Source organism: Pedobacter sp. MR22-3 (assembly GCF_026240075.1).
GTDB lineage: Bacteria > Bacteroidota > Bacteroidia > Sphingobacteriales > Sphingobacteriaceae > Pedobacter.
The window spans coordinates 1-19,822 of the sequence record NZ_JAPIVF010000013.1; the positions used below are offsets into that span (position 1 = coordinate 1).

Genomic DNA, 19,822 nt, shown 5'->3' on the forward strand with positions numbered 1-19,822 from the left:
ACGGGAAGTTTAAGCCGTTTGCCAGGCGAAAATGTGGGTACTTATGCCATCAACCAGGGCACACTGGCACTGAATGGCAACTATAATTTAACTTATATTGGTGCTGATTTAACGATTGGCGCAAAAACGGTAACGGTAACAGCAGCTGCGAAAAGCAAAACCTATGGTGATGCTGATCCTGCATTGACTTATACTTTTGCTCCGGCCTTAGTGGGTACCGATACTTTCACCGGTTCCTTAAGCAGATTACCTGGCGAAAACGTGGGTACTTATGCTATTAACCAGGGTACACTTGCGCTAAACGGCAATTATACTTTAACTTATATTGGTGCTGATTTAACGATTGGTGCGAAAACAGTTACGGTAACCGCTGCCGCGAAAAGCAAAACCTATGGTGATGCTGATCCTGCACTGACCTATACCTTTGCTCCGGCACTTCAAACCGGCGATAGCTTCTCCGGAAGTTTAACCCGTTTGCCAGGCGAAAATGTAGGTTCGTATGCAATTAACAAGGGAACACTCGCATTAAATAGTAATTATAATATTACTTATGTTGGTGCCAATCTGTCCATTACTAAATCTGTACTCACTGTTACGGCAAGCAATGCGGTAATGTGTCAGTCAGATGGTTTCCCAACCTTTGGCGTAACTTATACTGGTTTTAAAGCAGGAGATACTGAAAGTTCATTGAGTACAAAACCAGTTGTCAGCACTACAGCCAATAGAAATGCAGCAGGTAATTATGTACTTGTGCCATCTGGTGGTTTATCAAACAACTACAGTTTTGTATATGTAAACGGTACATTAACAATCAACGCTGTTCCATCGGTAAGTATTGTGAGCAATAAAGGTGCTGAAATCAGTAAGGGCGAAACAGCAGTATTAACGGCCAGCGGTGGCACTACTTACAGCTGGTTTAGCGCTAGTGGGATGATTAGTGGACAGAATATGGCTTCTCTTACTATTCGTCCGGCTCAAACTACCACGTATACCGTTCGGGTTACCAATGCCAGTGGTTGTAACAGTTCAGCGTCGATCACCATTAAGGTAACTGAAGATTATAAACTGGTTGCAAATAATATCTTAACGCCAGATGGAGATGGTATAAATGATACCTGGATTGTGCAGAACATTGATATGTATCCGAATAATGAAGTCAGGATATTTGATCGCAACGGCAGGGAAATGTATAGTAAGAAAACGTATGATAACAGTTGGAACGGAACCATCGGAGGTAATAACCTTGCTGAAGGTACCTACTATTACATCATTACCTATGGCCCAAATAAACTAGTACAAAAGGGATTTATCACGATTATCAGAAACCGTTAAGAAAATGAAAAGGATGAAAACAACAATAATGATAATGGCTGCTCTGATCGGTTTTTCAAAAGTAAAAGCGCAGACTAGTCCATTATTAAACCAATATTTTAACAATACTTATCTTGCTAACCCGGCCATGGCCGGGCTGGCAGAAGGTGCAACTGCAGATCTCACCTTCCGTTCACAGTGGAATAATATTCCTGGTGCCCCTATCGTACAAAATCTCAGCGCCACTTATGGTTGGGAAAGAGTAGGTGTGGGATTAAATATGAATCTGGATAAGGCAGGCTTGCAAAGGCAAACGCGAATCCTGGCAAGTTATGCTTATCATCTTCCACTTAATGAGTCGGCTAAACTGAATTTTGGTTTGTCTGCAGGGTTTATGAATCAACGGGTTGATATGCAGGATCTCATCGGAAATCCAAACGATCCACAGGTTGGAGCTTATAATAGCGACCATAAAACTTATTTTGATGGTGATTTCGGTATCGGGATAACCTCACAAAGTTTTAATGTAGATTTTGCATTGGTGAACCTTAAAAATTATTTCAAAAAAGATAATTTTAAACTGATTAACACGCCGGTTATTTATGCCTCTACCGGGTATATCTTTCATCTTGGTGAAAACTTGCTCCAGCCAAAGGTTGCCTATCGTTCCTTTACAGATATAGCTGACATTGTTGATGTTGGTGCACAATTTGGTGTTGCCAATCAACAGGTATTATTTACTGCAATGTACCACACCAGCAAGGCTGCAAGTTTTGGTGTTGGATTACATTACAAAAAGAAATACAACATTAATACGGCATATACCACGCAAACCGGTGCCTTAAGTGGCTATACTGCTGGGAGTTTCGAGATTAATCTTGGTATCAATTGGTAAAACACCCAAATTACCCGATTAGTTACCAAGCGTTAACATATTGATACTATAAACTTAAATTTACAATGGCCACAGCATAAGCGGTGGCCATTTTTATTTCAGTCAGTACAGTTGCTTTGTAAAAACCAAACTCTTTTCGTGTATCAGCAATTGTGACTAAACTTAGCAGTCTATAAATTCTAAAAAACAGTTGGTAAAATCAATATGCTGAAATGTTAGCCGTATAAACTTATTTATTTTCCTATTTAAAAGCACTTATGTAAATGAAGATAAAGGAATATTTATAGTCATGATGGAATTTATTTTTCAAAACAAATTTGATTTGGCTAAGGTTATCTATAGTAATAATATCAGATCCAGTTGATTTTTAAACGGATCATCATGTGTAACTGATTATTTTTAAAAGGATGTCATCATCACTTTGTTTTTCTGTCAAAACTTGTAAATTGCAGTAGTTAAGGGAAACAATTTGTCAGGTCATACCAGCAGAAAAATCCTTACACTAAACCGACAAAGTTTGAATGCTGATAGCGTACTCCATTTGAAAGTACTTTTAAAACCATTTAAACAGATATTACGTAGATACTTATCAGAATAAGCCTGTTAAAGGCAACAGTAATCTTACACAAATTTTTGGGTTCTCAGCAGTATAAAACACTGTTTATCTACCCACATGGCGCAATTGTTGATAAAATAAAAAAAACAGTACCCTCTTTTTATAATTATTTTATAGTTTAGGGACGTAGCTGTTAAGAAAGGTATTATGGAAGCAAAATTTTCACCGCAGGTTAAAGATGTAATCTCTTTTAGTAGGGAGGAAGCGCTCCGTTTAGGGCATGATTACATCGGAACCGAGCATTTATTATTGGGCCTCATCCGCGAAGGCGATGGCATGGCTATCAAAATTTTAAGGTCATTAGGAGTTGATACAGGTAAATTGCGCCGTTCAATTGAAGATGCTGTTCGCGGTACTTCGAGCGTTACTGTTAATTTAGGTAACATCCCTTTAACAAAACAGGCAGAAAAAGTTTTAAAAATTACTTACTTAGAAGCTAAGATATTTAAAAGCGATTTAATTGGCACCGAGCATTTATTGTTGTCGGTTTTGAGAGATGACGACAATATCGCCTCTCAAATTTTACTGCAATATGGAGTTACTTATGATGTCTTTAAACAGGAAGTTGAAGTAAATAAAAATGGCTTCAGGGATGATATTTCAAACAGCGCCTCAACAGGTGGTGATGATGATTATCGTGAAGAAGAAAGCTTCAGTACACCTAAAAAAGTTTCAGACATCAAATCTAAAACACCGGTTCTTGATAATTTCGGTCGTGACCTCACAAAGGCTGCAGAAGAAGGCCGGTTGGATCCAATCGTAGGTCGCGAAAAAGAAATTGAACGTGTATCTCAGATTTTATCCCGTAGAAAAAAGAACAATCCAATTTTAATCGGAGAGCCTGGCGTGGGTAAATCAGCTATTGCCGAAGGTTTAGCTTTACGTATTGTTCAGCGGAAAGTTTCACGTGTGCTTTTTGGCAAGCGTGTAGTTACTTTAGATTTAGCATCTTTGGTGGCAGGTACAAAATACCGCGGCCAGTTTGAAGAGCGGATGAAAGCCGTCATGAATGAGCTGGAGAAATCTACCGATGTGATTCTGTTTATTGATGAGATTCATACCATTGTAGGTGCCGGTGGTGCATCAGGTTCACTTGATGCCTCAAATATGTTTAAGCCGGCATTGGCCAGGGGTGAAATTCAATGTATTGGTGCTACTACTTTAGACGAGTACCGTCAGTATATTGAGAAAGATGGTGCCTTAGACCGTCGTTTCCAGAAGGTAATGGTTGAACCGGCTACACCAGATGAAACAGTAGAAATTTTAACCCGGATTAAAGATAAATACGAGGAGCATCATGGCGTAACTTATACTGATGAAGCTATCCAGGCTTGTGTAACTTTAACTTCACGTTACATTTCTGATCGTTTCCTGCCTGATAAAGCAATTGATGCTTTAGATGAGGCTGGTTCAAGAGTACACCTCACGAACATTCATGTACCGCAGAACATTATTGATGTTGAGGCTAAAATAGAAGATATTAAGCTGGAGAAAAATAAGGTTGTCCGCAGTCAGAAATATGAAGAAGCTGCAAAACTTCGTGATACGGAGAAAAATTTAATTGAAGAATTAGATAAAGCGAAAGCAGAGTGGGAGGCAGAAACCAAAACCAAACGCTATGAAGTTTCTGAAGATAACGTAGCAGAGGTAGTGGCCATGATGACGGGTATTCCGGTTCAGCGTGTGGGCCAGACGGATAGTCAGAAACTGTTGAACATGTATGATAAAGTGGCCGAGAAAATTATCGGTCAGGATGATGCGATTAAGAAATTAACCAAAGCCATCCAGCGTACCAGAGCAGGATTAAAAGATCCGAAGAAACCAATTGGTTCATTCATTTTCTTGGGTCCTACCGGCGTTGGTAAAACAGAATTGGCAAAAGAACTGGCTCGTTTCATGTTTGATAGTGATGATTCACTGATTCAAATTGACATGAGTGAATATATGGAGAAATTTGCTGTCTCACGTTTAGTGGGTGCGCCTCCGGGATATGTAGGTTATGAAGAAGGTGGACAGTTAACGGAAAAAGTAAGAAGAAAACCTTATGCCGTTATTTTGCTGGATGAGATAGAAAAAGCACATCCGGATGTATTTAATATCCTTTTACAGGTTTTAGATGAAGGTCAGTTAACTGATAGCTTAGGTCGTAAAGTTGATTTTAGAAATACAATCATCATCATGACCTCAAACATTGGTGCCCGTCAGTTGAAAGATTTTGGGCAGGGTGTTGGTTTCTCTACTTCAGCAAAAACGAACCAGGCAGAATCTCATAGTCGTGGGGTGATTGAAAGTGCTTTAAAACGTGCCTTTGCGCCAGAGTTTTTAAACCGTGTAGATGATGTTGTGGTGTTTAACAGTTTAGGTAAAGATGAAATCTTCAGGATTATTGATATTGAACTAAAAGCTTTATTTGGCAGGGTTCATACTTTAGGATACGAGATTGCTTTAACTGAAAATGCAAAGGATTATATTGCCGATAAAGGTTTTGACAGTAATTTTGGTGCCCGTCCATTGAAACGTGCAATTCAGAAATACCTGGAAGATCCGATTGCAGAAGAAATTCTGAAAGGTGAATTATCTGAAGGAGATGTGCTGGAAATCGATTATGATAAAACCACAGAACTGATTTCAGTCAATCATAAGAAAGGTGAAAAGAAAAAAAAAGAGCCAAAAAAAGAAGAAGATTCTTCAAATAAATAATTTAAACTCCCGATGGAAATCGGGAGTTTTTTTTTGCTTTATGTGCAGGTAAACAGTGATTTGTGGAATGAATACAATTGTCCATTATTGCTGATTTAATTTTATAACTTTCTTTCCAGAATAAAAAATAACTCTCCGAACATTAAATGATATAGTCAATCATATTTTAGTTTCAAGAGCGAGTAATACTGTAGCATTACCTTGTCATTCATTTTTATATTCTGAGCTGATAACCGATATATTTAATTTGTGAAGAGGTGATTGATGATGTTTGTTGATCTATATCAATATAAATAATTGAAATATATAAACAATGTGTATTTCTGGTCATACAAAATGCATTGATATATATAATTTTTATTTTATATTTGCGTCATGAGAACCACTTTCGCTCTTTTGCTCATATCTTTATTAGGTATTTCAACACACATTCAGGCACAAACTAGCCTAACAGCTAATAATAGCTTCATTTCAATTCAAAAACTCGCTGATACCCGTATTAATTTTAATAAAATACTCATCAAATCGCGTCATATTCAAGCTGCAAATCTACCCCAATCAAAATATATTTTTAATCATCCAGGTTTACACAGGGTGAATATAGAGGGTTTAAACTTTGTTGTAAAAAACAATGCAATTATTGCGATAGAGGAATTTATTTTATCAAAAGCGGCATTAAATATGATCAACGATCGCCTGATGGTATTGGATAAAATGCAATATGCCTATAGTGAAAGTTCAAATCAGGGATATTTGGAAGGTGAAAAAAATACTTCTTTGGCCTTTAACAATGATCGCCAGTTTTTCTCTGTATTAAAAAACCTGAAAGATACCCTTAAAGAGATCAGTAAAATGGCTAATGATCATCAAAATACAGCATCTGTTGAACTGAGTCTGGCGAAATGGAAACAACCAAAAATCGACTGGGAATTTTACTGTCAGATTGTGGAAAGAGAAACAAAATCTCAGTTAAGTAAATAATTTTCAGTGAAGAACTGAAGCGTAGACTTTAACAATATTCGCGGGATAAATTTAGAACTTTCATTTCCTTTAGTTAAGCTGCATCAATTCTTTTAAAGCCTGATAATACCTTTCATAGTTTTGAGGATCTGTATTTAGGAATAAAAAGGGTTCAATCAATTCCAGTTCCATCAGCAGAAATTTACCGCTCACAAAAGTTCCATCAACCCGGGCATAAAGACAATTTTTGGCAAAGTGTTTTACATACGCTGCTGCAATAGCAATTAAGGCCTCGTCAGGGTTTTGAGGATAAATCGATCCACCGTGCGATGGCTGTACCCTGAAATCACCTGTTTTAGCTTTTTTGATTAAACTATGGCTATACAGGCCGTTAAAGAAAATAAATGACCATTCACCATTATCAACAATCTCCTGCAAAAAAGGCTGAACAATAAAGTTTTCGTTTTGAATCAATCTGTTGAGTGTTTCATTAATTTCCATAACATTATCTTCCGTAACCTTGAATGTATTTTTTGCACCACCGCTTATGCAGGGTTTTACAATCAACTTCTTTGTTTTAAAAATCTGGAAAAAATCCGCCAGTTTCACCACTGTATTTTTATCTAAGTAAATACCAGGGGTAGTGCTCAATCCTACTTCTTCTATTTCTTTTAGGTATGTTTTATCCATATTCCACCGCACAGTGTCAATTGGGTTAAGCAATCTGACCTTCTTATCTTCCAGATGGTTGAGCCAGGTATGAAAATCATCAACTAAATCAAAATAATCCCAGGGCGATTTAAGTATTGCCAATTGATAGTTTTCCCAGTTTACTTCCGGATCATTCCAGATCACCAGCTCTATATTTAACCTCTTCGCTTTTAGAAAGGTTAAAAGACGGTCATCTTCACTTTCAACGGTTTGACTATCATATGCCCCTTTATCCTGATAGGTTACTAATGCTATATTCATTTTCAAAACTAAATTTATATCCTTACACGACCAAAAAAATTAAAATAAAGACATCTGATCACTGGGTACTTTAAACAGAGAATGATCAAGAATAATTTCGTTTGTATTGAGACCGTTTAGCCTGCAATGTAACTTGAAATTGTCTTTGATCATTTTTGCAATGTTTCCGTCTCCCCGCATCCGATCACCAAATCTGCTGTCGTTTACATTACCACCGTGGCAACTTTGTATCATGTGCCAGACTTTATCAAAGCGGTCAGGAAAATTTTTATGCAGCCAATCTTCAAATATTTGCCCAATGGCTCCGTTTAATCGTACAATTGTATAACCCGCTTTAACTGCACCTGCGTCTGCAACAGATTTTAATATTTTTGGAATCTCATGATCGCTTAATCCCGGAACAAGTGGAGCAACCATAACACCTACCGGTATTCCGGCTTTGCTGAGCTGATCAACCACTTTTAAACGTTGCTTTGCCGTAGTGGTTCTGGGTTCCATTAGCTGGCGTAAAGTTTCATTGAGGCTATTAATCGAAACATAAACCATGCACAAATTTTGTCTGGCCATTTCCTGCAAAATATCCAGATCCCTTAAAATCAATGCATTTTTAGTGATCATACCAATGGGTTGCTTATATTCCAGTGCGATTTCCAGCAATTGCCTGGTGAGTTTAAATTTGCGTTCGGCAGGTTGATAGCAATCTGTATTTCCAGATAAGGATATGGTAGCGGCATCCCATCCTTTCTTTTCTAAAAATTTTTTAAAGAGGGTGGGCGCATCTTTTTTAACAATAATTTTCCGCTCAAAATCCAGTCCGGCACTGTAACCCCAGTATTGATGAGAATTACGGGCATAGCAATAGGTACAGCCATGCTCACAGCCCTGGTAGGGGTTTAGTGAATAGGCCATCCCAACATCCGGACTATCTACTTTGTTCACAATGGTTTTAGAATTTTCAAAAACGAAGGTAGTTTTACGATCGGTTTCTTCCCAATCATCAATTCCTTCATCATGTTCCTTCACATAAACATCTTTTAAAAATTTGTTATGTGGATTAAGCTGGGCACCCCGCCCCCTGAAATATTGTTTTTCTTCCTCGTCAGACATAAGTATAAAATTACTAATATTTTTAGTAATTAAGCTCGATGTTGAAAAGATGTTAATTTTTATTATTCTTTTTTAGGAAGGGGAATATAATCCATTGGCACCATGTCAGCGACTTTTTCATAGGCCCAATAACCTTCATAAAGTAGCGAGCGGGAGTCGTAAATACCTCCATTTTCATAAAAACGTACGCCTTCACTCATTAGGTTGGCCACTGAAATTTCATTTTCAGGTACATCCAAAGGTCTGAAAATCCAAAAACCGGTTTTAGAATAAGCCAATGATTCCTTTTCTTTCGTGTACTGAATCAGTAAGGCATCTGTATAGCTGATGTATTTCAGGTTTTCATTAAAAGGATGTACTAAAGTGTCAGTAAGTACTTCAGCCCTTGAAAATTTATCGATTGTTTTGGGCATTTCTTTTTGTTTGGTCCAGAAAGAAAGTAAAGCCGTATCTATTTTACCTGCTGTTTTTCTGATCCCGGTTTTTTCGGGAAGTGTTTTTATTTTTTCCAGATTGGTATTAATTACATATTCAGGATAACGGTTCGGATTAGGTATTTTAATCATTTTATTGATGATAAAACCCTCTTCCCTGGTTTTATTCGCATAGAGCGACCTGAAAAAATGCTGTGATGATCCGTAATAAGCAATTTCTCTGGCGGCAATATATTTTTTCTTCTTTGCTGCCGAGGCTTTTAACTCTTCAAAAAATGGGTGGCCGGAATAGTAAATAATGCGTGTTCTGGAGTTGTATTCAAAATGGTCAAGCATGTATTTTAACCGGTAGCCTAACGCTTTATTCTCCACCACCAGAAATTCGGTTGTGGAGACGGTTAATGTACTTTTGGTAATATCGAAATCTACATTTAAGACCTGAGGATTCAGTATTTTGCATTGCAGCGCGTTAGGCGTTTTGCCGATAAAAAATTCCTTGAACTGGTTAATGTATTTTTGACGGTTAGGATCAGCGCGAACTACAACTTCATCCAGCTGCGCCACATTTTCCTTTAACACGAGATCAACCACAACTGATTTATCGGAAACAATTACACTTTTTGAGTAGGGGAGGTAACCTACGATTTGTACAAGTAAATCATAACTTCCAGGCTTTAAGTTTGAAAGTTTAAATTTTCCATCATTATCCGCAACGGTAGCAATTTTGTAGCCACTCAAATAAATACTTGCACCAGGCAATCCGTCTTTATTGTCTCTCACGGTCCCGCTAATGGTAAATGTATTCTGAGCAATGACATGAGTACCTATGATGATGAAAACCAGCGATGCCAAAAGGCTTTTAATCATAAGTGCGAATGTAACCAAAAGCAATAATATTCTGATTGCAAGTGAATGATTTTAACAAATTTAACGCGTGCTATTATCTCCATTTAAGGGCATGTAATCCATTGGTACACTGTCTGCAATTTTTTCCCATGCCCAGTATCCAGAAAAAAGCACACTTCTGGGATTGTAAATTCCGCCATTTTCATAAAAATAAACCGGACTTACCTGTAAAGTGATGGATGATGCCTGATGATTTTTCATATCGGGTGGCCTGGATAAAGACATGCCAATAGCATTGCTGAATGAGAGATCCTCCTTTTCCCTGGTATAAGATATAAATAGCTTATCTGTAAAGTTAATTTTTCTGATATTGGCATTTACCTTTCTAACCAATGTATCTTCCACTACTGCAGCTCTGTTTAGTATTGCAATTTCAGCTGGCAGATTTTTCTTTCTTATCCAATAATTCAATGAATCATCTTTATTGAGATCAATGGTGCCTGAATGGATGCTTTTTTCAGATAGTCGCCTGATATTTGCCTGGATCATACTGTCGGATGGTTTATCAGGATTGGACCCTAATATTAATTTATTAATCGTGAAGCCTTCAGTAGCCGCTTTCTTTTGGTAAAGGGATTTAAAAAAGTGTTGTGGCGAACCCCTGTAGGCGATTAAGCGTTTCTTTTCCCAATTTCTTTTCTGTCGCGAAGAGCCTTTTAAATCATCATAATATGGAAAACCCTCATAATAAATGATATTGGATTTATAGTCAAACTGAAACAGGTTGAGCAGGTATTTAATCTGATAACCCAGTGCTTTATTCTCTATGATCAGAAACTGATTGGTTTTTACGGTTAATCTGGAATGTTCTTTTTCATAATCAATCATTAATACATTGGGATTAATAAGCTTACATTTTTTGGCATTTGGTGTGGTTCCAATAAAAAAATCTTTAAATATGTTGAGGTAATATTCACGGTTTGGATCAGGTTTAATGGTTACTTCAGCGAGTTGCGTTACGCTTTCTTCCAAAGTGAAAGTGGTATTAATGGATTGATCTGCGATGATTACATTTTTACGCAATGATTTATAACCAATCAGTTGCACCAGGATATCATAATTTCCGGGATTTAAACGCATTGTAAACTTCCCTTCCGGATTGGAAACGGTGGCCATCTTATAACCACTCACATAAATGCCAGCTCCCGGCAGTGCTTCACCATGCCGCCGGTCTTTAACCATACCGGTTAAATTAAACTGCTGAGCAGTGCAGGTAAAAATAAAAATATGTAGAAAAAAGAAAACGCAAAACCATTTCATCTTTAAAACTAATATTTTAGTTTTAAAATTGCAAATGCCATTATTATTTTATCAGGCTAACAATTCTTTTGCATTTTCGATGGCAGAAGATCCCGGATTTTTACCGCTTAACATTTCAGCAATAATACCAATCCTTTCGTCTTGTTTTAATTTTCTGATTCCGGTAGTAGTTTTTCCTTTCTCATCATTTTTATAAACAAAATAATGAGAGTGGCCTTTTGCTGCAATTTGAGGTAAATGGGTGATGGAAATCACCTGCATGTTTTCACCTAGAACCGATATCACTTCGCCAACCTTTAAAGCTGTTTCACCCGAAATCCCGGTATCAATCTCATCAAAAATGATGGTTGGTAAGGAAGTGTGTTTGGCCAGTAAAGTTTTTATGGCGAGCATGAGGCGCGAAAGCTCACCGCCTGATGCTACTTTATTAACAGGAGCAGGTGCTTGTCCGGCATTGGCACTAAACAATAAATGAATTTCATCCAGGCCATCCTTATTTAATTCAGTCAGTTTATTTTGATCCAGTACCAATTTTGCATTCGGCATACCCACTTTTCTTAGTGTATTACTGGTTTCCTGTTCTACCACTTTAATGGCCTTTTTACGGTTGGTACTAAGCTGTTCAGCCAGCTTTTGTAATTCCTTTTTTAAGGCGTCGATCTCTTTTTGTAAGCTTTCAATGTTTTCATCTGAAGAAAGCAGCTGGTTAAGGTTTATTTCCAGCCGTGCTTGTATTTCCAACAATTCCGTATTACCAGCTACCCTGTGTTTCTGCTGTAAAGCATAAAACAGGTCTAACCGCTGCTGAACAATTTCCAGGCGATCTGCACTATGTAAGGTATTTTCCTCTATGCTGGAAAGCTCCTGCGCAATATCTTTAACTTCAATAATGGATGAGCGTAAGCGTTCAAAAAGTACATTAATGGCCGGATCAAATTTTTCAATGGCCTGTAATTGCAGTGATGCTTCTTTCAGCATTTGCAATCCTGAGGGTTCACCTTCATTCAATAATCCTGCTGAAGTGAGTAAAGCCCTTTTAATAGTCTCTGCGTGCGTTAAACGTTCCAGCTCCAGTTCCAGTTCTTCCTGTTCTCCCTCTTTAATGCCGGCCTGCTCCAGTTCATTAAATAAGAATTGTTCGTAATCTTGCCTGCTTCTGGCTTCAGTGGCGTCACTGATCAGTTTTTGTAACCGATTATTTTCCTGTTTTAGTCGCTTAAACCCGGTGCTGTACTCAAATAACACCGTTTGATGGTTGGCTAGAGCATCAACAATCAACAATTGAAAGTCTGCATTATTGATTTCTTGTGTCGCATGCTGAGAATGAATATCAATCAGCCTTTCGCCGATTTGTTTTAATATAGAAAGGTTAACTGGCGTGTCATTAATAAACGACCTGGTTTTTCCATCGATGGATATCTCCCGGCGAAGGATGGTTTCATTTGCAAAATCAAGATCATTTTCTTCGAAAACTTCAAGCAATTTTTGATCAGCCAGGAGAAAATTTCCTTCTATAACACATTTTTTATCCTGGCTAAAGAAATATTTACTTTCAGCCCTTTGCCCCAGAATAAGTGAAAGTGCGCCGAGTATAATGGATTTTCCGGCACCGGTTTCTCCTGTGATAATATTTAAGCCTTTATCAAATTCAATATCAAGACTATCAATTAATGCGTAATTACGTATAGAAAGTTTTTGTAGCATAACTACAGCGAAAATACTAAAAAGTTATTTCAAGCAGGCCATTCCAAACAAAAACAGCGAAGATTATTCTTCGCTGTTTTGCCATTGTTTGTTTAGTTGGTTTTAGATTTTTCTGTTTTTTCCTTTTCTATTTTCGCTTTCAATTCCTTAACCTCTCTATCAAATTTTTCTTTCAACTTTTTATATTCTTCAGTCTGTTTTACTTTATTATTGGTTTGATCATCTAAATAATATACGGAACCATTTGTAATTACCATACTCCGGCCTTTGGTTAATGAATCAGCATTGATGCCTGGTAATTTGGAGAATCTTTTGGCATCCGGATATTTTGTCTGGTCCAGATCAGTCTCCATCCTGAATACACTGGTATTCATTTTAGCTGCCATATCTTCTCCCATTTTTCGCCACTTTTCTTGTGCTTCAGGTGATCCATATTCCTTTGCAATATCTTCACCAAATTTTTTCCACTTTGCCTGCGCCTCCGGAGAGTTCATTTTAAGGGACATTTCTTCCCCCATTTTTTTCCACTTTGCCTGCGCCTCAGGCGATCCATATTCTTTACGTACATCTTCTGCAAATTTTCTCCATTTTGCCTGTTCTTCAGGAGAATTCATTCTCTTTTGCATATCATCACCCATCTTTTTCCATTTAGCTTTTGCCTGTGGAGAATTGTATTCACGGGCGATATCATCTCCAAATTTTCTCCACTTTTTCTGTGCTTCAGGGGATTGAAATTCTTTATATAATTTCGCTTTAAAAGTAGAATCGCCGTAAGTAAATGTGCTATCTCTGTTTAAGCTGATTAAATTTCTAACTCCTGCAAATTCATCGGCATAGATGCTTTTTTTCAGACTATCAGGTACGTCCTTTATGGAATTGTATTCAGTTCTTTTTCCATTCGCATCAACAGTTACAATTTTCATTTTACGCTTTTTGGTAGTATCCTGAGGCATTGTAATGCTTTCTATAGCCTTACTTAGGCTAGCCATTTGCGTTTTTAGTGCTTTGTTAATTTCTTTCTTTTTTTCGCTTGGATTAATCCATGCGATGGAGAACAGGCAGGCAACGCCCAGTGTTAAAGCTGCCATTTGCTGTTTAGCATTCAAATAATTTGTTTTCATGTTGGTGATTCTTTTAATGCGTTGATACAAATTCTGTGTTTTGCCGGTGGCTGCTAAAGCATAAGCCGGGCTTTTATTATCTTTCAGTAATTCAAGTTTAAGTAGGGCATGAGCATAATTTAAGGGTTTACCAGTGATCTTCACTACCAAATCATCGCAGGCGTGTTCGCGTTCAATATGAATAAATCTTCCGGCCATCCATACAAAAGGGTTATAAAAAAGGAGTGTTTCAATAGCTGTTTTAATCAGGTTGAGTAAAAAATCATTTCTCCTGATATGCGAGAGTTCATGAATTAAGATCGCTTCCACCTGATCATGATCCAGTTGGTTTACCAGTGCAATCGGGAATAATACTACTGGTTTCAGATAGCCGATCACCAGCGGGACATTTACTATTGATGATAAATCAAAGCGGATATCTTTTTTAATGCCCATAGCAGATTTTACATGCTGAAATATCAGCTTCCAATCTTCAGGAATGGCGCTTAAGCATTCCTTTTTTAGTTTTGAAAGCTGATAATAGCCTTTTGCAATAACAAATAGCTGTAAAAGGATCCCAATGATATAAAAGACCACTACAACGGGGAAATACTGCTCTGCCTTACTGCTGAAAGTTTGCGGCAGGTTTTTCAGATATTGATCAAACTGCAACTGTTGAGGCTGGGCCATTGCCTGATTTGTTGTTTTATTTAGCATTAGTTGTTCACCCATATTATAGCTAAACGCAAAAAACATCAAAATTATAGCCGCAAAAGCCAGATTGTGCCTGTGTTTAGATGCCAGTTTTGGTAGTGTCAGCATCACGATGAATAAAACGCCATAAATAATGGCACTTTGCCAGAGTGAGTTTAATATACTCCAGCCCATTGCTTTGATAAATTGTGGTATTAAAGTTTCCATATCAATGGTTTATTTGAACAAATAATGATCTTTACTATAACCTAATTGTTTTCACTAATGACTAATGACTAATGACTAATGACTAATGACTAATGCTTACTTCAGCCTATCCAGGTATTTTTTAATCTCATCAATTTCGTCGGCACTTGTTTTATGATTACCCAAAGCCTGCATGACCAGGCGTGCGGCTGAACCATTAAAAACATTGTCGATCATTTTATTTACCAATTGTTTTTCTGTTTTATCCTGGTTAACCAGTGCTTTATAAATATGGGTTTTCTGGTTGGTATCTCTTTCTACCAGTCCTTTTTCATGCATAATTTGCATCAGCTTCAGTGTAGTGGTATAGCCGGAATCCTTTTTATTTAATGCTTCATGCACTTCTCTTACTGTTGCCCGACCGTTTTGCCATAGTACCTGAAGGATTTCCATTTCACCTTCGGTGGGTTTGATATTATGAATGCTCATATGTTACAATGGTGTACGAATTATTTCGTATTCAAATGTACGAAGATATTCGTATAATGCAAATATTTTTTTAATTGTTAAATTGGTTAATTGCCAAATTGTTTATCTGAAAGGAGAAGTATATAAGCAGAAAGCCATTAGATAGAAATGTGCATTGATGTAAAAGTATTCGTATGGAAGCGGTTAATCAGGACATAAGGCGATGGAAAATATCTGTTCAGTAGGATCTACTTACCAATTCCGTAGCTTACTCATTCAAAGAATTATTTCTTTAGTCCTTCGTACTTGCCGATATTTGCAGGATCTATTTCTGCCAGCATGTTGTAGGCTTTTAAACGCTCCTGCATATTTAATTTGGACAATACATTGGTTACTTCTTCTGCTTTTGATGCAAAGTATACATTGGGAAAAATGGAACCCAGCTTTTGTTTATCCATTTGTTGTAGGGCTGGAAGCGCCGCAACAATTTGGGGGATGCCTTTATCATTATCGGTTAACTGATCCAGACCATTCAGGTGGTAGCTGTAAATAAAAGCACGAAGCTCACTGAAAACCGGGTTAAGCACATTTTCATTAAACCAGAAGCGGTTTCTTAACCCATCGGCAGCTTTCCAGCCGGCATTACCGGAGGCCTGCGCCAGGTTAATGATATTCTGGGCTTTCTTGTAATAGGTGGTTCCACCCATTTTAGCAAAACTATCCTTATCTAAACCTATAATGGTATAGGCATAATAGGATAGGAGGGCACTTATATTAGAGATATAATTTTGATCTGAAAAATCGATGGTAGCACCATCATTGTAACTAAAGTCGAAATTTTTATCGCTCATGTTCAGCAGCGTACTGTTATATGAGCTATTAAAAACCGGCCTGCTACTTTGGATTTGTGCTTCAGCAGTATAGCCCGATCCGCCATCCCAGGAGTTAATGGTGATCACAAAGCTGCAGTCGATCCGTTCTGTTGGTTTATAACTCTCCGAACTGAATTTATTGTTATTTAAAAAATCGCGGATGGTTCGCTGAAGTGCGTCTACCGTAGGTTTGCTGATGTTGGAAACCTGTGGTGCCAAAATGGTTACCCTGGCATTTAATTCCTGAGCCTGTAGTTTACCAAAGCCTGCCAATAACAATATCCAGAGAATCCTTTTCATTATTTTAAGATTTTTAAAATAGCGGTGCAAATATCCTTGGCAACTGCTGTCTTGGATTTTATCTCAAAAACAGTACGTTCCAATGCTTTATTAAAAATAGTAATTTTATTCGTATCAGATTTAAATCCTGCACCTTTATCATTAAGCGAATTTAACACCACCATGTCAAGGTTTTTCTGCGCTAGTTTTCCTTTGGCATAATTTTCTTCATCATGAGTCTCCAAAGCAAAACCAACTAAAATCTGATTTGCCTTTTTGCTTTTGCCTAAGGTTGCTAAAATATCAACGGTTTTTTCTAATTCCAAAACCAGGCTATCTGCTTGTTTTTTAATTTTCTGATTGGCGATCACTTTTGGACGGTAGTCGGCAACTGCGGCACACATGATGGTAATATCCATTTCTGAAAATATGGAAGTACAGGCATTTAGCATCTCCTGTGCGCTTAAGATATCAATTCTGGTTAAGATTTGATTTTCCTTCTGCGCTGTTGGTCCCGCGATTAAAGTAACCGATGCACCGAGTCTTGCCAGTTCATCTGCCAATGCGAAGCCCATTTTACCGGAGGAATGATTTCCGATAAAACGAACCGGATCAATAGCTTCATAGGTAGGACCTGCGGTTACCATTACTTTTTTGCCATATAAAGGCATAGAATGTTTAATAGCATGATCCAGGAATGAAATAATTTCTTCAGGTTCAGCCATTCTGCCTGCACCATAGAGCCCACTCGCCAGTTCTCCATCACCTGGTTCAATGATGAGGTTACCAAAACTTTGGATTTGATGAATATTGGTTTGCGTTGTTTCGTGCTTCCACATGTCTAAATCCATTGCAGGGGCAACATAAACAGGGCATTTAGCAGACAGATATACAGCAGTAAGCAGGTTATCGCAAATGCCGGTAGCCAGTTTGGCCAGCGTATTTGCACTAATGGGTGCAATGAGAATTAAATCAGCCCAGAGGCCTAATTCAACATGATTGCTCCAAACACCCGTTTCCTCATCAAAGTACTTGGTATAAACCGGATTTTTAGAAAGCGTGGCAAGGGTAAGTGGCGTAATGAAATTAGCGCCATCAGGAGTCAGAATAACCTTAACGTTTACGCCAGCTTTTACCAAAAGCCGGACCAGGAATGCCGACTTGTAAGCAGCTATACTACCGCAAACGCCAAGGATTATATTTTTATTTTTAAGCATTAAGCAAAGAGTTTAAAGCATAGGGCAGAGGGCGTGTGCACAAAACGCTTTGCTTAAAACTCCATGCACTATACCACTATTACTTTTGTTCTTTAGCAGGATTTCTGTGATAAATTTTATTGTTTAAAAATTCATCTATTGCAACCAAAACCGGTTTAGGCATGCGCTCATAGTGCTTGCTGATTTCAATTTGCTCACGATTTTCAAATATCTCTTCCAGGTTATCATTGCTTGATGCAAATTCTGCTAGTTTACCATGTAACTCTTCTTTAACGTTGTTTGAGATCTGATTGGCTCTTTTTGCAATCACTACTAAAGATTCGTATAAATTATCGGTAGTTTTATCTAGATCGTGTACGTTTCTGGTAACTGTAGTATTTGGTACAGCGGGTTTGTTAGTATTCATGTATGACTTATTTTTTAATATCTGTATTATCTGCGTTAGTTGGTTTTGTAGAAAGGGTATCTTTAACTTTACCAGTTCTGATCAGCATCTGCTTGTATTTTTCCTGATCGGCAGCATATAGGGCAAGCTCTTGTTTCGTGGCTACGATTCCCGCTTCCACATCTGATTTTACGAGTTTAGCATCTTTTATAAATTTACTATCAGGATGATTTTCGGTAAACTCTGTATATAAGGCTAAAGCTTCATTATAGCGGTCTTGCTGACGAATAACATAACTGTTTTTGGCATATAGATATTGCGCCTTAATCATCAGGTAGTCCATTTCCTCAGCATATTTAATATCTGGATAATCACGTTGAGCATTTCTCAAAGCAATAACGGCCGCTCTGTAATTATCTACATTACTCGGCCCTGTTGTTAAATACATTTTAGCATTTTCGAAAGCTTTGTCTTCCAGCTTTCCTCTTAAAACAGTGATGTATTTTCCGGCTGCTGCAGCTCTTTCGCTTGTAGGATATAAATTGATAAATAATTGTAAAGCATCAATAGCTTTATAAGTGTTTTCCTGGTCCAAAGAAAAACTTGGTGATTCCAGGTAGTAGCAATATGCACCCATATAGCGGGCTTCTTCTGCATTTTTACTGGCCGGGTAGGTTTCAGCAAAGCTTTTGAACTGATATCTTGCAGTAGTATAATCACTTAATCTATATAAGGTATAGGCGTAATAATAGTTCAGGTCTTCAGCCTCGGCACGGCCACGGTATTTCTGAGAAAGATCCTCAAAAAGTACCAATGCTTTGCTGTAATCTCTTTTATTATATAAGCGAAGCGCCTCCTGATACTTTTTAGCTACATCATTGCTAGCCCTCAATTTCTCAAAACGACTTTTACAGCCCGCAAAGCCCAATGCGGCAACAAATACTAAAATAATTAAGTGTTTAACTTTAAACATTCTGCAAAGATAATTAATAATACGATAACATCAATAAAAACAATTCGCCGCTAAGCTATGCAAAGCAATTCAGTACATATATACAGTTAACAATTTTTAACAAAAGTTTGTCATCTATATTATCATCCCGATACTTAAGACCGCGTGAATTCAAAGTTAGCTCATGTTTGGGTCACTCTCTGCTCGGGTATGATTTTCATAAGCCCGACCAAGCCCCCGACTAACTCCCGATTTAATTTGTCGCAATCATTTACTCAATAAGGATTTTCCTGCTATTTGTATATAATAGAATTGTTGTTGATTTGTGCTACACTGAAATAAGTTTAAACCAGCCACGAATTGATTAGTGGCCTTGTAGCGTTCATAAGGATATTTCGGCTATATGTAGCAAGCGGGGTTATATATATCATAGCAATTGTATATGGAGTTGTTATTTAAATGATAAGCCTTATGAGTCATTATTGTTTACAATATCCTTTATTTACATCTAGCTTTTATAATAGGATATCAAATCTTCTTTTCCTTTAATAATCACTATTACCGTCTCTATGTTCTCTATGCCTCTATGGTTTAATATAACTTGATCCAGTCTTTTTTAAAAACCGCCCTTGCAAACACTCTTCATTTAAATATGTTTTATTTATTTTAATTTTTTGTGTATGATTTACAGCCGGTTATGTTTTTAGGGAGAAAAAAGGGTTGGGATGGGTTTGCGGGGGTATGATTTTTTGCTACCTTTGCATCCCGCTTCGAAGGAAAGGGT

Annotated in this window: 15 protein-coding genes; 4 read left to right on the forward strand and 11 right to left on the reverse strand. The window is 37.5% G+C overall.

The features are described 5' to 3' along the window. From OQ267_RS22260 to OQ267_RS22275, 4 genes are all read left to right on the forward strand, one after another. A partial coding sequence (locus OQ267_RS22260) for an MBG domain-containing protein (RefSeq protein ID WP_265838177.1) occupies positions 1-1,332 on the forward strand: 1,332 nt, incomplete at its 5' end. 28 nt (positions 1,333-1,360) lie between these two features. Next, on the forward strand, positions 1,361-2,206 hold the full coding sequence (locus OQ267_RS22265) for a PorP/SprF family type IX secretion system membrane protein (RefSeq protein ID WP_088303312.1): 846 nt from the start codon (positions 1,361-1,363) through the stop codon (positions 2,204-2,206). A 763-nt stretch (positions 2,207-2,969) separates the two neighbouring features. Beyond that, complete coding sequence (locus tag OQ267_RS22270) at positions 2,970-5,522, forward strand: ATP-dependent Clp protease ATP-binding subunit (RefSeq protein WP_265838178.1); 2,553 nt, start codon at positions 2,970-2,972, stop codon at positions 5,520-5,522. A 375-nt stretch (positions 5,523-5,897) separates the two neighbouring features. Then, positions 5,898-6,503, forward strand: coding sequence for a hypothetical protein (locus tag OQ267_RS22275; protein WP_088303300.1), 606 nt, complete (start codon positions 5,898-5,900; stop codon positions 6,501-6,503). A gap of 69 nt (positions 6,504-6,572) precedes the next feature. On the opposite strand, the gene OQ267_RS22280 is transcribed toward OQ267_RS22275, so the two are convergent. From OQ267_RS22280 to OQ267_RS22330, 11 genes are all read right to left on the reverse strand, one after another. Continuing rightward, entirely contained in the window at positions 6,573-7,454 is an 882-nt protein-coding gene (locus OQ267_RS22280) for an ATP-grasp domain-containing protein (RefSeq protein ID WP_265838179.1), read from the reverse strand. 39 nt (positions 7,455-7,493) lie between these two features. Continuing rightward, positions 7,494-8,561, reverse strand: coding sequence for a PA0069 family radical SAM protein (locus OQ267_RS22285; RefSeq protein WP_265838181.1), 1,068 nt, complete (start codon positions 8,559-8,561; stop codon positions 7,494-7,496). Between the two features lie 62 nt (positions 8,562-8,623). Then, entirely contained in the window at positions 8,624-9,862 is a 1,239-nt protein-coding gene (locus tag OQ267_RS22290; protein ID WP_088303303.1) for a carboxypeptidase-like regulatory domain-containing protein, read from the reverse strand. A 60-nt stretch (positions 9,863-9,922) separates the two neighbouring features. Further along, positions 9,923-11,161, reverse strand: a complete 1,239-nt coding sequence (locus OQ267_RS22295; protein WP_265838183.1) for a carboxypeptidase-like regulatory domain-containing protein — start codon at positions 11,159-11,161, stop codon at positions 9,923-9,925. Between the two features lie 51 nt (positions 11,162-11,212). Then, positions 11,213-12,865 carry a DNA repair protein RecN gene (recN, locus tag OQ267_RS22300; RefSeq protein ID WP_265838185.1) on the reverse strand — a complete coding sequence of 551 codons (1,653 nt, stop codon included), beginning with the start codon at positions 12,863-12,865 and terminating at the stop codon, positions 11,213-11,215. A 92-nt stretch (positions 12,866-12,957) separates the two neighbouring features. After that, positions 12,958-14,886 (reverse strand): M56 family metallopeptidase, encoded by a 1,929-nt coding sequence (locus OQ267_RS22305; protein WP_265838187.1) that lies wholly within the window; start codon positions 14,884-14,886, stop codon positions 12,958-12,960. Between the two features lie 96 nt (positions 14,887-14,982). Then, the gene (locus tag OQ267_RS22310) at positions 14,983-15,354 is read right to left on the reverse strand and encodes a BlaI/MecI/CopY family transcriptional regulator (RefSeq protein ID WP_265838189.1); all 372 of its coding nucleotides are present in this window, start codon (positions 15,352-15,354) and stop codon (positions 14,983-14,985) included. Positions 15,355-15,617: 263 nt separating this feature from the next. Further along, positions 15,618-16,505 (reverse strand): DUF4835 family protein, encoded by an 888-nt coding sequence (locus OQ267_RS22315; protein WP_322974905.1) that lies wholly within the window; start codon positions 16,503-16,505, stop codon positions 15,618-15,620. Next, positions 16,505-17,701 (reverse strand): bifunctional phosphopantothenoylcysteine decarboxylase/phosphopantothenate--cysteine ligase CoaBC, encoded by a 1,197-nt coding sequence (gene coaBC, locus OQ267_RS22320; protein WP_265838191.1) that lies wholly within the window; start codon positions 17,699-17,701, stop codon positions 16,505-16,507. Before coaBC ends, OQ267_RS22315 begins: the two co-directional genes overlap by 1 nt. A 79-nt stretch (positions 17,702-17,780) precedes the next feature. Beyond that, positions 17,781-18,107 carry a DNA-directed RNA polymerase subunit omega gene (locus OQ267_RS22325; RefSeq protein WP_088303309.1) on the reverse strand — a complete coding sequence of 109 codons (327 nt, stop codon included), beginning with the start codon at positions 18,105-18,107 and terminating at the stop codon, positions 17,781-17,783. A gap of 7 nt (positions 18,108-18,114) precedes the next feature. Beyond that, positions 18,115-19,059 (reverse strand): outer membrane protein assembly factor BamD, encoded by a 945-nt coding sequence (locus OQ267_RS22330; protein WP_088303310.1) that lies wholly within the window; start codon positions 19,057-19,059, stop codon positions 18,115-18,117. Positions 19,060-19,822 lie beyond the last annotated feature (763 nt).